Raw genomic sequence first — 14,037 nt, forward strand, 5'->3', positions numbered from 1 at the left:
GTTTGGGGGGAGGGGCGGGCGCCGTAGTCGTCGATCCTCCGAAGAGGAACGGGTGTTAGATCTTGCCGACCAGGTCGAGCGACGGCGCGAGCGTCTCGGCGCCTTCTTCCCACTTGGCGGGGCAGACTTCGCCCGGATGGGCTGCGACATACTGCGCGGCCTTGATCTTGCGGAGCAGTTCCTGGGCGTTGCGGCCGACGCCTTCCGAGGTAATCTCCATGATCTGGATCACGCCGTCCGGGTCCACCACGAAGGTGCCACGGTCTGCCAGACCCTGGCCCGCGCGCAGCACGTCGAAGTTATTCGAGATCGTGTGATTCTGGTCACCCAGCATGTAGTAGTTGATCTTGCCGATCGCCGGCGAGGTATCGTGCCATGCCTTGTGGCTGAAGTGGGTGTCGGTCGACACCGAATAGACTTCGACGCCCATATTCTGCAGGGTCGGGTACACATCGGCGAGGTCTTCGAGTTCGGTCGGGCACACGAAGGTGAAGTCCGCCGGGTAGAAGAAGAAGACCGCCCACTTGCCCTTCACGTCGGCGTCGGTGACTTCGACGAACTTACCTTCCTTATAGGCCTGTGCGGTGAACGGCTTGATGGTGCTGCCGATAAGAGCCATGATTTTTGTTCCTCCAGAACGGGGGTTGCTGTTGCGAGACGGCATATAGGCGGCAGGACCCGTGCTGTGAAATTGGAAGACCCGCTTGGCCTGATCGAGTTTGCCACTCAGTGGGGCGGCGTTGATCGATCGCATGATGGCAAGGCGTCGGCGTCGGCGTCGACTGCAAGGTTCCCGGCATGGTTCAGGTCCGCGGACAAGCGCCATCCTTCACGCCGCGCGGACGAGATCTCCCGGCAGCGCTCCGGGTCGAAGGTCTTTGGGAGGGCGCGGCGCGCTTCAGCTCGTGGCGGTTGCCGGCAGGGCCTCGGGGTCGCGTGCTGCGTCCGGGGCGGCCGCCAAGCTGCCGCGCCGCCCGCTCTGGCGGACCAGTGCGCGCGACAGGTCCCGCGCGGGCGCCTCGATCCAGCGATAGGTGAGCGCCGAACACAGCACGATGCCGCCGAGCACCGCGAACGCCATTGCGTCCGGCGCGAACACCAGCACCTTGATCGTACCACCGCTGCCGAGCCGTGTCTCCACCAGCGGGTGATGCAACAGCCTGCCCGCGAGTGAGAGCACGTCCAGACTGCGTGCGATCACCAGCGTGTGCACCATGTAGATCGAGTAGGAGAGGGTGCCGAGCGCGAGGAAGGGCGCGAGCTTCAGGAGCCGACTGACCATGCCCTGCTCGGCCGCGAACAACAGCACCGTGCCGGCGAACACGATCGGCGCCGCCAGCGGCAGGCTTCCCGAAGCCACCAGCGCGCAGCACGATGCGACCGCCACCAGCTCCAAGATCGTTGCGATCGCGGTTCCCATCCTCGGCCGCCCCATTGCCGAGAACAGGATCCAGCACAGCACGCCCACCGAGAAGCCCAGGACGCAGCGGACAAAGGCAAAGCCCGTCGCCGGGTCCCAGGCGGCCGCACCGGCGAGCGCGAGCGTGGCGAAGGCGGCAAGCGCCAGACCCGTGGCAGCCCATGCGGTTCGCCCGGGCAGCGCGCGCACGACGAGCGCGACCAGCAGATAGGTCCAGACCTCCGCAGCGATGCTCCAGCTCGGGCCGTTCCAGACGATCGAGGGGAAGCCGCAGAAGATCTGGACCAGCGCGAGCGTGCCGGCGAGCTCCGCAGGGGTTCGCGGCTCCGAAAAGGCGGCGCGGGCGCTGAGCCCGGCGGTACCGAGCATGGCCCCCGCTAGCTCGATCACCACGAACAGGAGGAGGACGGCCAGGTGCAACGGATAGACCCGGCCCAGGCGCAGCAGCATGAACTGCCGCACGGAATAGCCCTCCCGCAATCGCTCCAGATAGCCGCACGCGATGACGAAGCCGCTGAGGACGAAAAAGAAGTCGACGAACATCCAGCTGTTTCGGACCAGATGCGAGTTCGTGACGACGCCAGTGGAGCGAAGGTGGAACAGAACGATCATGCATGCGCAGATGCCGCGCAGGCTGTCTAGGGCCGAAAAACGTAGGCCTGACTTTACCGGAGATCGGTCGACTGCGGTGGTGTCCGACATGAGGATGGTCTCCGGTTCCATCGGTACGTCCAGACTATCTCGAGGCTAATATCACCGGGAGGAGAAGTGCGTTGGGGCAGCCCTTCTCGACCGGGCAGTTCACTGTATCTCCGGTCGGAGGTGTGGCGTCATGAAGAATGCGCCATAACGGTGGAGAAAGACGATGCTTTTCAAAAAATATTGTTGCGTTTACGAAACGAGGTCCTGTAGACTGGACGCGCTATCGCCACCGCAAAACAGCCTTGCGCAGAAGCGCGCGGGGGTGCGGGAAGGCTGCGGCGGCGCGCCTCGATATGTCGTGCTCCACGCAACCCACCGATTCCGGCGGGCGACCACCTCCGGCGAGACGCTTGGCGCAGCGGTTGGCCGGGTTTACATCAGCGCGCGGTAGAGGCTGAACGCGCTGGTCGCGGTCAGCACCACGCCGACCAGGCTCAGCAGCAGCCGCACCGGCATGCGCTTGGCGAACATTGCGCCGAACGGGGCGGCGATGACGCCGCCGATCAGCAGGCCCAGCACCGGATGCCAGAACTCGGGCGTGAAGCCCTGGGAGCCGATGTGGAACAGGAAGGTCGCCGAGATCGTCAGCGTGAGGAAGAACTCGGTGGTGTTGACGGTGCCGATCGTCGTACGCGGTTGTGCGCCCTGGACCAGCAGGTTGCTTGTCACCACGGGACCCCAGCCACCGCCACCGGCCGCGTCGAGAAAGCCGCCAGCCAGCCCCAGCGGCTCGACGATCTTCGGTTCGCGCTGGTTGGGCGGGAAGCGGATCGCGCGGAACAGCAGGTAAAGGCCGATCGCGGACAGATAGGCCATCACGAACGGTCGGGTCACCGAGGCGTCCAGCGTCGTCAGCACATAGGCGCCGAGCACGCCGCCGATCATTCCCGGCACCAGCAGCCGCGCGAACAGCCGCCAGTTGACGTTGCGATGCAGGACATGGCTGAGGCCGGATACGCCGGTCGTCATCGTCTCGACCAGATGGACGCCTGCCGAGGCGGTAGCAGGAGCGATGCCCAGCACGCTCACCAGGAGCGTGCTCGAGATGACACCGAAAGCCATGCCCAGCGCCCCGTCGACCAGCTGCGCCGCAAAGCCTACCGCAACATAGGGCAGCATCTCGGCCAGCGTGATTCCTGCGAACATCCTTGCCCCTTTTCCCGTCGGCCGGAGAGACGAAATGGCGGCTTCCGGCAAATCCTACAAGCCCGATAGTGTTTATCGGATGCTGCCCGATCGGGGCCAAACGCTGGAAATCCCGGGGATGCCCCCCTATTTCGCGCGTGATATAAGGGGTCCGGCCATGTTCCAGCGTCTGAAGGGCTATCTCGATTCGATCCATGCGCGCGATCCCGCGCCACGGAGCCGGCTGGAGATTCTGCTCTATCCGGGCGTCTGGGCGCTGGGCTATCACCGGATCGCGCACGCGCTGTTCCGGCGCCGGCTGTTCTTCCTCGCCCGGCTGGTCAACCACTGGTCGCGCTGGATGACCGCGATCGACATCCACCCGGGCGCCACGATCGGCCGCAACTTCTTCATCGACCACGGCTTCGTCGTGATCGGCGAGACTGCGCTGATCGGCGACAACGTCACCATCTACCAGTGCGTGACGCTGGGCGGCACCAGCCCGGACAATGGCGTGGGCGGCAAGCGCCACCCGACGCTGCTCGACGGCGTGATCATCGGATCGGGTGCGCAGGTGCTGGGGCCGATCACGGTGGGCGAGCGCGCGCGGATCGGCGCCAACGCGGTCGTCACCAAGGATGTGGCGCCGGGCGCGGTGATGGTCGGCATTCCGGCCAAGCCGACGCTGGTCGAGGCGGTGGCGTGGCAGAAGGACTTCGTGCCCTATGGCACCCCGTGCAGCGATATCTTCGACCCCTCGACCCAGAAGCTCGAACTGATGCGCTGCGAGATCGAGACGCTGCGCAAGCGGCTCGACACGATGATCGCCGAGCGCGACGCCGAGGCCGAGCGGCGCGACCGGGCCTGATGGGAACGGTCACCCCGCTTACGATCAGCCGCGCGGGCCAGGTCGGGTTCGATCGCCTCGAGCTCAACCGCATCCTCGATCTCTACGGCCGGATGGTCGCTGCCGGGCACTGGCGCGACTATGCGATGCAGTTCGAGAAGGACGTCGCCGTGTTCGCCGCCTTCCGCCGCGCCGCCGAACGGCCGGAATTCCGGATCGAGAAGCGGCCCTCGCTGCGCAACCGGCAGGGCATGTGGGCGCTGATCAACGAGAGCGGCGCGGTGCTCAAGCGCGGGCAGGAACTGGGCCCGGTGCTGGCGCCGGTCGAGCGCCGGCTGATGAAGCTGGTGGAAGAATGAGAAGCGCTGTCCTCCCCCCGGGCGGGGGGAGGACAGGCGGTTCGATCAGGCCAGCGCGCCTTGCTGGGTCGGCGGCAGGCGCCGGGCGAACTCGCCGAGCACCCCCACCGCGGCGCGGCGCATGGTGTGCCAGAAGGCGGAGAGCGTCAGCAGCGCCGATCCTATCACCAGGCCGGTGAAGGCTGCACTCAGTTCCACCGCACCGCTCTGGTGGAACAGCGAGTAGAGCGCCCACAGCACATAGGCGAGGCTGGAGACGAGCAGCGCCCGCCGGTCCACCGCCAGCGCGACGAAGGCGAAGAACAGGTAGAGCGCGAAGACCAGCGCGGCCATCGGCGCGCCGATTTCGCCGTCGAACACGCCGAGCATGTGGAAGACCGGGTGGGCGATCAGCGGCGCGGCGGCGAGGTGGAGCCAGAAGGCGACATCGGAGCGGCGGGTGCGGCGTTCCAGATCGGTCATGTCCCAGCGCATCGCGGCGATGAAGGTGGCGATGCCGCCGACGAGCAGGATCGCGTTCACCCAGTCCTTCGCGGCGGGGATCAGCGAGGTGATCAGCCCGACCGAGACGCCGACAACGGCGAGCGCGCCGGCAGCGACGGTGATCGGCACCATGAACCGGCGCCAGTGCAGCCAGGCCGCGGCCGCGGTGAGGCTGCCGGCCACCGCCGCGATCGCGCCGGCAAGCCGCTGCTGCTGCAGATCGGTGGTGATGTGCAGCGCATCGGTGAGCCACTGGACGTTGATCACGAACAGCCCGGCGATCGTCGCCCCGGCGCCGCCGACAAAGCCGAGCAGCAGCAGGATCGAGGGCAGGGCAAGCCGTTTGCGCGCCGTGAAATACTCCGCCAGCATCCAGCTGGTCGCCGCAACGGCGGCCCCCCCGCCGATCAGGTTGGCGCCGATGACGCGCGGTTCGGTGCCGCCGCCGGTAAGCATTTCCACCAGGCTGCCGCCCAGCTTGCCGATCGCGAGCAGGATCAGCGCCGCCGCGATCGTAACGAAGATGTCGTTGAAGCCGCTCAGCAGCCGGAAATGCTCTTCGTCCACCGCCGGGGTCGCCCGGCTGGCGGCAACATGGTTGCGGAATGCCGTCGCGGCCTCGGGGGTGATCGCCCCGGCCTCCACGGCGCTTGCCAGTTCGCTCTCGCTGTACATCGGCCATCCTCCTTCGAAGCCGGGAGGATGTCACATGTGTATTGCTGATGCAATACGGTGTGGCACGGAGATCAGCGCTGCAACTTGCCCAGGATCGCCATGGTCTGCTCGGCGCCCGATCCGGGGACGATCTCGCCGGCGCGATCGGTGATCTGGGCCCATTGCGCGGCGACGGCTTCCGGCGTGGGCGCGGCCAGCACCGCGCCCTGGGTGAGGGTGATGTAGGCGGCCTGCACCACCCCGGCGCCGGCGCCGACGATCATGTTGCTCGGCGCTTCCGCCGAGACGAGGAACAACGCCGCCGGGGCCACCTGCTCGGGCGCGAAGGCGGCGAAGGCGGCTTCGGGGAAAAGATCCTCGGTCATGCGCGTGCCGGCGACCGGCGCGATGGTGTTGACGCGAATGCCGTGTTTCGCGCCTTCGAGGTGCAGCGTCCGGGTAAGGCCGGCGAGGCCCAGCTTGGCGGCGCCGTAATTCGCCTGGCCGAAATTGCCGAACAGGCCGGAGGACGAGGCCGTCATCAGGATGCGGCCATAGCCCTGTGCGCGCATGGTTTCCCACACCGCCTTGGTCGCGTTGGCGGAGCCGATCAGATGGACGTCGACGACGAAGGCGAAATCCTCCGGTGTCATCTTGGCGAAGCTCTTGTCGCGCAGCACGCCCGCATTGTTGATCAGGATGTCGATCCGGCCCCAGCGGGCCCTGGCGGCATCGGCCATGGCGACCATCGCCGCGGCATCCGTGACGCTGCCACCGTCGGCGATCGCCTCGCCGCCGAGCGCCTCGATTTCGGCGACCACGGCGCGGGCGGCATCGGAATGGCCCGATCCGTCGCGGCCGCTGCCGAGATCGTTGACCACCAGCTTCGCGCCCCGCCTGGCGAGTTCCAGGGCATAGGCGCGGCCGATGCCGCCGCCGGCGCCGGTGACGATGGCGACACGGTCGTCGAAACGGATGGTCATGGGCAGGGCTCTCCAGTTTATGCTTTGGAAAGCGCCTTACGGGAGGGCAGCGGGGCTGCCAATCCTGTCCCTCCCCCGGCCCGTGGGGGAGGGCGGGATCCAGCGGCGGTGCTTAGCAGCCGCCGCGTCTGGAAACAGGCTCAGTTCCCCGCGTCGAGCGCGTAGCCGGCCGAGCGCACCGTGCGGATGATGTCGGGCCGGTTGCCCTTGTTGATCGCCTTGCGCAGGCGGCGGATATGGACGTCGACGGTACGCGATTCGATGTCGCTGTCATGCCCCCACACCGCATCGAGCAGCCGCTCGCGCGAGAACACCCAGCCCGGATGCTCGAGGAAATGCTTGAGCAGGCGAAACTCGGTCGGCCCCAGCTGGATCACTTCGCCGCCGCGGCGGACCTTGTGGCCCACCGTGTCCATCTCGATGTCTGAATAGAGCAGCGCCTCGCCGGCCAGCGCCGGGCGCACGCGGCGCAGAACCGCGCCGACGCGGGCGACCAGTTCGCGCGGCGAGAAGGGCTTGGTGACGTAATCGTCGGCGCCGGTTTCCAGCCCGCGGACGCGATCTTCCTCTTCGCCGCGCGCGGTGAGCATGATGATCGGCACGTTCGCCGTTTCCGGCATGCGGCGCAGGCGGCGGCATACCTCGATGCCGGAGAGCCCCTCGACCATCCAGTCGAGCAGCACGATGTCCGGCGTCGCCTCCTTGGCGAGCAGCAGCGCTTCCTCGCCATCGGGGGTGTGCTTTACTTCATAGTCTTCGCGCTTGAAATGCCAGGTGACGAGCTCCGCGATCGCGGCATCGTCTTCCACCAGCAGCATCTTGACCCGTGCCATATGTTCCCCTCAGCTCCCGCTGCTTTCGCCGGCTTCCGCATCGGCGAGATAGTGCCCGGTCGCGGCAAAATAGACCATTTCGGCGACGTTGGTAGCGTGGTCGCCGATCCTCTCCAGATTCTTGGCGACGAACAGCAGGTGCGCGACCTGGCTGATCGTGCGCGGATTCTCGACCATGAACGTCACCAGCGTCCGGAAGATCGAATCATAAAAGTCGTCGAGCGCGGTGTCGCTGGCGTGCACCTCCGCTGCCGCCTTGGCGTCGCGCGCGGAAAAGGCGTCCAGCGCCGCGCGCACCATGTCGGCGGCGAGCTGGCCCATGGCGGGCAGGATCGAGACGGCCTCGATCCGCTCCTCGCCCTCGGCATGGATCATCGGCACGCGCTTGGCGATGTTCTTGGCATAATCGCCGATCCGCTCGATCACGGCGGCGATCTTCAGCGCCGCGATCACCTCGCGCAGGTCGTCCGCCATCGGGGCGCGCAGCGCGATGACGCGGACGACGAGCTTTTCCAGCTCCGCCTCGATCGCGTCGATCTGCTTGTCCTTCTCGCGCACGATCCTGGCCAGCGCCTCGTCGCCGCGCTGCAGCGCCTTCATCGCGTCGTAGATCGCCTGTTCGGCAAGCCCGCCCATCTGCGAGATCAGCGCGCGCAGCTGGCTGATATCCTGATCGAACGCCTTGACCGTATGCTCGTGGCCCGATGCCATCAGCCGTACCTTCCGGTGATATAGTCCTTCGTGCGCTCTTCGCGGGGCGCGGTGAAGAGGTTGTCGGTCTCGCCATATTCGACCAGGTGGCCGAGATGGAAGAAGGCGGTGCGCTGCGAGACGCGGGCCGCCTGCTGCATGTTGTGGGTGACGATCACGATCGCGTAGCGCCCGCGCAGCTCGTGGATCAGCTCCTCGATCTTGGCGGTGGCGATAGGATCGAGCGCGCTGGCCGGCTCGTCCATCAGGATCACTTCCGGGTCGACCGCGATCGCGCGGGCGATGCACAGCCGCTGCTGCTGGCCGCCGGACAGCGCGGTGCCGCTGTCGGACAGGCGGTCCTTCACTTCCTCCCACAGCCCGGCGCGCTTCAGCGAGCGCTCGACGATGCCCTCCAGGTCGGTCTTGGAAGACGCCAGCCCGTGGATGCGCGGGCCATAGGCGACATTCTCAAAGATCGACTTGGGGAACGGGTTCGGCTTCTGGAACACCATGCCGACGCGGGCGCGCAGCTGCACCACGTCCATGTTCGGCGAATAGATGTCCTCGCCGTCCAGCGTGATCTCGCCGGTCACCCGCGCGCTGGCGATGGTGTCGTTCATGCGGTTGAAGGTGCGCAGGAAGGTGGACTTGCCGCAGCCCGACGGGCCGATGAACGCGGTGACCTTGTCCATGTCGATGTCGATCGACACGCCGCGCACGGCATGGTTGTCGCCGTAGAAGACGCTGACGTCGCGGGCCGACATCTTGTGGGGGGCGGGGGAGGGGGCGGTCATTGCCAGCGGGTCTCGAACTTGTTGCGGAGGTAGATGGCGAGCCCGTTCATCGCGAGCAGCACGGCGAGCAGCACCAGGATCGCGGCGCTGGTCTTCTCGACGAAGCCGCGGCTGACCTCGTCGGACCAGAGGAAGATCTGCACCGGCAGCACCGTGGCCGGATCGGTGAAGCCGCCCGGCGCGGTGACGATGAAGGCGCGCATGCCGATGAGGAGCAGCGGTGCGGTCTCGCCCAGCGCGCGGGCCATGCCGATGATCGTGCCGGTGAGGATGCCGGGCATCGCCAGCGGCAGGACATGGTGGAATACCACCTGGATCGGGCTGGCGCCGATGCCGAGGGCTGCATCGCGGATCGACGGCGGCACACCCTTGATCGCGTTGCGGCTGGCGATGACGATGACGGGCATGATCATCAGCGCCAGCGTCACGCCGCCGACCAGCGGCGCCGAACGCGGCAGCATCGGGCCATAGACATGCCCGCCGATCTGCCAGGTGCCGAGGAACACGGCGAGGCCGAGCAGGCCGAAGATGATCGAGGGCACCGCCGCGAGGTTGTTGATCGATACCTCGATCAGGTCGGTCCAACGGTTCTTCGGCGCATATTCTTCAAGATAGATCGCCGAGAGTACGCCCACCGGAAAGGCGATCAGGAAGGTGATCGCCATGGTGAGCAGCGAGCCCTTGAGGGCACCCCAGATGCCGACCGCGACCGGATCGGTGGAATCGGATTCGTGCAGGAATGCCCAGTTGAAGTCGCGCGCGATGGCGCCCTGCCTCCGAAGCCTGGCGACACCTGCTTCCATCGCGGCGTCGCCGTCGCCGGCCAGCGCCTGGTCGAAGCCGGTGGCGGCGGGGACATGGACGATCGCGCGGTTCTCCAGCAGCGACGGATCGCGCTTCACTGCCTCCCGCACCGCGAGCCAGGCACTGGGGGCGAGATAGGTGCCGCCTTCCGCCCCGAAGGCGCGGATCGCGGCATTCTCCACCGCATCTTCCAGCCCGGCCCCCGCCAGCGCCAGATCGGCGGCCGGGGTGGCGAGTTGCGCGCGCTCCACCTTCAGTCCGGCAACCTTGAGGTCGATCGGTAGCGCGATCTCGGTGACGGTAAAGCCGCGCCAGCCCTGCGCCACCATCGTCAGCAGCAGGAAGCCGAGAAACGCCGCCGAGAGGATCACCGCGCCGGCGCCCAGCATGCGGAAGCGGCGTTCGGCCGCATAGCGTCGGCGGATGCGCTTTTGCATGCCTGCGCTCTTCCAGTCGGTCGGCCGTCGCTCGGCCTGGGAGGCCGCGGGCTTAGTCATAGGCTTCGCGATACCTCTTCACGACGCGCAGCGCGACGATGTTGAGCAGCAGGGTGATGACGAACAGCGTCAGGCCCAGCGCGAAGGCGGCGAGCGTCTTCGGGCTGTCGAACTCGGCCTCGCCGGTCAGCAGGTCGACGATCTGCTTGGTGACGGTGGTGGCGCTCTGCAGCGGGTTGAGCGTGATCGTTGCAGCCCCCGAGGCCGCCATCACCACGATCATCGTCTCGCCGATCGCGCGGCTGACCGCGAGCAGCACGCCCGCCACCACGCCGGGCAGCGCGGCTGGGATCAGCACCCGGGAGATGGTTTCGCTGGTGGTTGCGCCCATCGCCAGGCTGCCGTCGCGCATCGAGCTGGGCACGGCAGCGAGCGAATCGTCCGCCATCGAGGAGACGAACGGGATGATCATCACCCCCATCACCAGGCCCGCCGCCAGCGCGCTTTCCGAAGAGGCGAACTGGTCGCCCAGCGCCACCGCCAGCTTGCGCACGGCAGGGGCGACGGTGAGGGCGGCAAAATAGCCATAGACCACGGTCGGCACGCCGGCGAGCATCTCCAGCGTCGGCTTCATCCAGCGCCGGGTCGTCGCCGAGGCATATTGGGTGAGGTACACCGCGCTCATCAGCCCGAAGGGGATGGCGACCAGCATCGCGATCACCGCGCCGATGAAGAAGGTGCCCCAGAACAGCGGCACCGCGCCCAGCGAGGCGCCGGGGTTCTTGGCGTCGATCACCTGCGGGCTCCAATGGGTGCCGAACAGGAACTGGGTGATCGGCACTTGGCCGAAGAAGCGCGTCGACTCCCAGAAGAGCGACGCGAAGATACCTAGTGTGGTCAGGATCGCGATCAGCGATGCGACCAGCAGCCCCATCATCAGCGTGCGTTCCACCTTGGAACGGGCACGGAAATCGGCGCGGATGCGGCTCAGCGCGAAAACCGCGCCGGCAAAGGCAAGCAGGATGGCGGCGATGGCGCCGGTCCAGGCGTAGCGGCTGCGCGCGTCGCGGACGACGGGTGCAAGCTTGCGGGCCAGCGGATCGGCCTCGGTATCGAACGGGTTGCGTGCGACCTCGCGAGCCTGGGCGAGCACCGAATCACGCTCGAAGGCGAAATCGGACAGGCCGGCGGCAGCAGGGCTCTGCAGCACCGTCTGGCGGACCAGGCCCGGGGTCACGGCGGACCAGACGACGAGGAACAGCAACGGCGGCAGCATCGTCCACATCGCGACGAACCAGCCATGCTGGGCGGGCAGCGAATGCAGCCGCTTGGCGCCGCCGCGATCGAAGCGCAGTGCCCGCGCCCGTGCCGTCAGCCAGCCGATCAGGCCCAGGCCTAGGATCAGGAAGGAAAGCGCGAAGGGGTTCACGAGCGGCGGATCTCGGCGAGACGGAACGGGGGGGACGGGATCACTTGAGCCTTGCCGGATCGAGCGGGGTGAGATCGGCTACGCGCTTCGCCATCTCGGCGCGCATCGCCTCGGGTGCCGCGATCAGGCCACGCTTCACCAGCGGGCCGGTGGGGCCCCACAGCGTGGTGTAGAGCGTAAGGAAGTCCTTCAGCCCCGGCACGGCCTTCAGGTGGCGCTTCTTGACGTAGAGATAGAGCGGCCGCGCGCCCGGATATCTGCCGTCCGCGATCGTCGCATAGCTGGGCGCCACGCCCTCGATCGGCACGCCGTGCAGTCGGTTCTGGTTCTCTTCGAGATAGGAATAGCCGAAGATTCCCAGCGCATTGGGGTTCTGCGCCAGTCCTTGGACGATAAGATTGTCGTTCTCGCCCTTGTCGACATAAGCGCCGTCATCGCGGATGCGGCGGCATTCGGCGTCGTACTGCGCGGGATCGGCCTCGGCCTTGAGCTTGGTCGCGTTGGGATCGGCCTCCAGGCAACCGGGCGCCAGCATCAGTTCGACGAAGGCGTCGCGCGTGCCGCTGGTCGAGGGCGGGCCCATCACCAGGATCGGAATGGCGGGCAGGCTGGGGTTCACGTCGCGCCAGGTACGGGCAGTGTTGCGCTTGCCCAGCGGGTTGGCGGCGAGCGCCAGGTACACGTCGCGCTTGGTGAGCCGGAGCTTCGGGCCCTGGTTCGATTCCGCGAGCGCCACGCCGTCCAGACCGATGACGGTCTCCATCACCTCGCCCACCTGGTTTGCTTCGCAGCGATCATATTCCTTGCGCGTCATCCGGCGCGAGGCGTTGGCGATGTCCGGGAACTGGGCGCCGACGCCCTCGCAAAAGCGGCGGATCCCCGCGCCGCTGCCGATCGATTCCACCACCGGCGCCTTGCGGCCGCTGCGCGCGTTGACAAAGGCTTCGGCGACGGCGGTGGTGAAGGGATAGACCGTGGATGAGCCGACGACGCGGATCTCGCGAGTCGCATTGCCGTCGCAGGCCGCAAGGGCGAGCGAGCCAAAGGCGATCAGCGCTAGACGACCGAGCATCGTCACTTGTGGCTCCCCGAGGATGGCGGTTTGGCAGGCGACGCCGGCGTTCGCACCGCATCCCGCCCCATCCGGCAATCGCGTTACGACTTTATGACACTCTGCTCGATGGGCAGGCGCACCGTCACCGTGGTGCCGATGCCCACCTGCGAGGCGATGTCGAGCCGCCCGCGGTGGCGCTCCACCACATGCTTCACGATGGCCAGGCCCAGCCCGGTGCCGCCAAGCGACCGGCTTCGTCCCGAATCGACACGGTAGAAACGCTCGGTAAGGCGCGGAATATGCTCGGCCGGGATGCCCTCGCCCTGATCGGTGACGGCGAAGCGCACCATCGTGTCACCCTCGCTGCGCAGCGATACGGTCACCGGCGTGCCGGCGCGGCCATACTTCATCGCGTTGCCGATCAGGTTGTGGAGCAGTTGGCTGAGCTGGGTCCGATCCCCGCGCACCGGCGGCACGGCCTCGATCTCGGTGACCAGGTCGGCGGCGCGGGGGCTGCCGGCAAGTTCGCTGCAGACCTGGGCGATCAGCTCGCCGAGCGACATCGATTCCGCCGGCGTGCGATACTTCTCCGCCTCGATCCGGCTGAGCGAGATCAGGTCGCTGATCAGCCGGTCCATGCGCCGCGCCTCGTCGTGCATGATCTTGAGGAAGCGGGCGCGGATCTCCGGCTCCTCGCCGGCGCCGTCGGCCAGCGTCTCGACATAGCCGAGGAGGGAGGCGAGCGGCGTGCGCAACTCGTGGCTGGCATTGGCGACGAAATCGACCCGCATCCGGTCGGCCTGATAGCTGCCGGTGCGATCCACAAGATGGACGACGCGCTCGCTGGTTTCCAGCGTGCGGACGCGCATTTCCCAGCGCTGCTCGCGCGTGCCCAGACCCACCAGGTGGATCGGCGCGGCGCTATGGTCTTCGGCGGGATCGAGCAGCCGCTCGGCCGCGGCCGGGTGGCGGATCGCGAGGCGGACGTCCTCGCCCAGGATGTGCGCGCCGAGCAGCGCACGGGCGGCGGCGTTGGCGGCAATCACGCGGGTGGTGGCGATCACCAGCACCGGTTCGGCGATCGCCTCGATGACCTCGCCCAGCGCAGGTTCCTGTTCGGTGGCGAGCGCATCGGCGGGCGGCGGGGCGGCCGGATCGCCGCCGATCGCGACGATCAGCACGGCGGCGATCGCGCCGACCAGCATCACCAGCCCCACCTGCAATTCGGTGCCGAGCAGCAGCCCCACCAGCGCCGCCAAGGCGGCGACACCGATCGCGAGAATCAGGCGGGTTCGGGCGGCCGAAAGCATCCGCGCCTTCTAGAGCCTTTTCTCCGGCGGTGAAGACGCTGCCGATTCTCGCACACGATTTTCGGGACGAGCGTTCGACTTGGCGATGTTCTGCGGCCCAACCGTCCCAA

General features: G+C 67.4%; 14 protein-coding genes. 2 read left to right on the forward strand and 12 right to left on the reverse strand.

From position 1 onward, the window contains the following. Window positions 1–55: 55 nt before the first annotated feature. The 3 genes from ahpC to KK7_RS0110860 all read right to left on the reverse strand — a co-directional run bounded on the left by ahpC (window position 56) and on the right by KK7_RS0110860 (window position 3,268). Window positions 56–619: an alkyl hydroperoxide reductase subunit C gene (gene ahpC, locus KK7_RS0110850; protein WP_010544675.1), complete on the reverse strand. Its 564-nt coding sequence runs from the start codon at window positions 617–619 to the stop codon at window positions 56–58. Window positions 620–898: 279 nt separating this feature from the next. After that, the gene (locus KK7_RS20520) at window positions 899–2,143 is read right to left on the reverse strand and encodes an acyltransferase family protein (protein WP_083836078.1); all 1,245 of its coding nucleotides are present in this window, start codon (window positions 2,141–2,143) and stop codon (window positions 899–901) included. A 351-nt stretch (window positions 2,144–2,494) separates the two neighbouring features. After that, window positions 2,495–3,268 carry a sulfite exporter TauE/SafE family protein gene (locus tag KK7_RS0110860; protein WP_010544677.1) on the reverse strand — a complete coding sequence of 258 codons (774 nt, stop codon included), beginning with the start codon at window positions 3,266–3,268 and terminating at the stop codon, window positions 2,495–2,497. 157 nt (window positions 3,269–3,425) lie between these two features. Between KK7_RS0110860 and epsC the strand changes: the two genes are divergently transcribed. Both epsC and KK7_RS0110870 read left to right on the forward strand, forming a co-directional pair. Then, entirely contained in the window at window positions 3,426–4,115 is a 690-nt protein-coding gene (gene epsC / locus KK7_RS0110865; RefSeq protein WP_029623181.1) for a serine O-acetyltransferase EpsC, read from the forward strand. Further along, entirely contained in the window at window positions 4,115–4,453 is a 339-nt protein-coding gene (locus KK7_RS0110870) for a DUF2794 domain-containing protein (RefSeq protein ID WP_010544679.1), read from the forward strand. The genes epsC and KK7_RS0110870 overlap by 1 nt, the downstream gene beginning before the upstream one ends. 45 nt (window positions 4,454–4,498) lie before the next feature. Here KK7_RS0110870 and KK7_RS0110875 read toward each other — a convergent pair whose 3' ends face one another. From KK7_RS0110875 to KK7_RS0110915, 9 genes are all read right to left on the reverse strand, one after another. Further along, entirely contained in the window at window positions 4,499–5,611 is a 1,113-nt protein-coding gene (locus KK7_RS0110875; RefSeq protein ID WP_010544680.1) for a hypothetical protein, read from the reverse strand. Window positions 5,612–5,682: 71 nt separating this feature from the next. After that, complete coding sequence (locus tag KK7_RS0110880) at window positions 5,683–6,573, reverse strand: SDR family NAD(P)-dependent oxidoreductase (RefSeq protein ID WP_010544681.1); 891 nt, start codon at window positions 6,571–6,573, stop codon at window positions 5,683–5,685. A gap of 140 nt (window positions 6,574–6,713) precedes the next feature. Beyond that, window positions 6,714–7,406, reverse strand: a complete 693-nt coding sequence (gene phoB / locus KK7_RS0110885; RefSeq protein WP_010544682.1) for a phosphate regulon transcriptional regulator PhoB — start codon at window positions 7,404–7,406, stop codon at window positions 6,714–6,716. Between the two features lie 9 nt (window positions 7,407–7,415). Continuing rightward, complete coding sequence (gene phoU / locus KK7_RS0110890) at window positions 7,416–8,117, reverse strand: phosphate signaling complex protein PhoU (RefSeq protein WP_010544683.1); 702 nt, start codon at window positions 8,115–8,117, stop codon at window positions 7,416–7,418. Then, window positions 8,117–8,893, reverse strand: a complete 777-nt coding sequence (gene pstB / locus KK7_RS0110895) for a phosphate ABC transporter ATP-binding protein PstB (RefSeq protein WP_010544684.1) — start codon at window positions 8,891–8,893, stop codon at window positions 8,117–8,119. Before pstB ends, phoU begins: the two co-directional genes overlap by 1 nt. Next, entirely contained in the window at window positions 8,890–10,194 is a 1,305-nt protein-coding gene (gene pstA, locus KK7_RS0110900) for a phosphate ABC transporter permease PstA (protein ID WP_040598378.1), read from the reverse strand. Before pstA ends, pstB begins: the two co-directional genes overlap by 4 nt. Continuing rightward, complete coding sequence (pstC, locus tag KK7_RS0110905) at window positions 10,187–11,563, reverse strand: phosphate ABC transporter permease subunit PstC (protein WP_010544686.1); 1,377 nt, start codon at window positions 11,561–11,563, stop codon at window positions 10,187–10,189. Before pstC ends, pstA begins: the two co-directional genes overlap by 8 nt. Window positions 11,564–11,603: 40 nt before the next feature. Then, window positions 11,604–12,635, reverse strand: a complete 1,032-nt coding sequence (locus tag KK7_RS0110910) for a substrate-binding domain-containing protein (protein WP_010544687.1) — start codon at window positions 12,633–12,635, stop codon at window positions 11,604–11,606. A gap of 83 nt (window positions 12,636–12,718) precedes the next feature. Beyond that, complete coding sequence (locus KK7_RS0110915; RefSeq protein ID WP_010544688.1) at window positions 12,719–13,927, reverse strand: ATP-binding protein; 1,209 nt, start codon at window positions 13,925–13,927, stop codon at window positions 12,719–12,721. Window positions 13,928–14,037 lie beyond the last annotated feature (110 nt).

It is taken from the genome of Sphingomonas elodea ATCC 31461 (assembly GCF_000226955.1).
Classification (GTDB): domain Bacteria; phylum Pseudomonadota; class Alphaproteobacteria; order Sphingomonadales; family Sphingomonadaceae; genus Sphingomonas; species Sphingomonas elodea.

What these genes read in the sequence shown, in the direction of transcription:
- ahpC (WP_010544675.1), bottom strand. Translation starts at nt 619, where the DNA reads ATGGCTCTTATCGGCAGCACCATCAAGCCGTTCACCGCACAGGCCTAT.
- KK7_RS20520 (WP_083836078.1), bottom strand. Translation starts at nt 2,143, where the DNA reads ATGGAACCGGAGACCATCCTCATGTCGGACACCACCGCAGTCGACCGA.
- KK7_RS0110860 (WP_010544677.1), bottom strand. Translation starts at nt 3,268, where the DNA reads ATGTTCGCAGGAATCACGCTGGCCGAGATGCTGCCCTATGTTGCGGTA.
- epsC (WP_029623181.1), top strand. Translation starts at nt 3,426, where the DNA reads ATGTTCCAGCGTCTGAAGGGCTATCTCGATTCGATCCATGCGCGCGAT.
- KK7_RS0110870 (WP_010544679.1), top strand. Translation starts at nt 4,115, where the DNA reads ATGGGAACGGTCACCCCGCTTACGATCAGCCGCGCGGGCCAGGTCGGG.
- KK7_RS0110875 (WP_010544680.1), bottom strand. Translation starts at nt 5,611, where the DNA reads ATGTACAGCGAGAGCGAACTGGCAAGCGCCGTGGAGGCCGGGGCGATC.
- KK7_RS0110880 (WP_010544681.1), bottom strand. Translation starts at nt 6,573, where the DNA reads ATGACCATCCGTTTCGACGACCGTGTCGCCATCGTCACCGGCGCCGGC.
- phoB (WP_010544682.1), bottom strand. Translation starts at nt 7,406, where the DNA reads ATGGCACGGGTCAAGATGCTGCTGGTGGAAGACGATGCCGCGATCGCG.
- phoU (WP_010544683.1), bottom strand. Translation starts at nt 8,117, where the DNA reads ATGGCATCGGGCCACGAGCATACGGTCAAGGCGTTCGATCAGGATATC.
- pstB (WP_010544684.1), bottom strand. Translation starts at nt 8,893, where the DNA reads ATGACCGCCCCCTCCCCCGCCCCCCACAAGATGTCGGCCCGCGACGTC.
- pstA (WP_040598378.1), bottom strand. Translation starts at nt 10,194, where the DNA reads ATGACTAAGCCCGCGGCCTCCCAGGCCGAGCGACGGCCGACCGACTGG.
- KK7_RS0110910 (WP_010544687.1), bottom strand. Translation starts at nt 12,635, where the DNA reads ATGCTCGGTCGTCTAGCGCTGATCGCCTTTGGCTCGCTCGCCCTTGCG.
- KK7_RS0110915 (WP_010544688.1), bottom strand. Translation starts at nt 13,927, where the DNA reads ATGCTTTCGGCCGCCCGAACCCGCCTGATTCTCGCGATCGGTGTCGCC.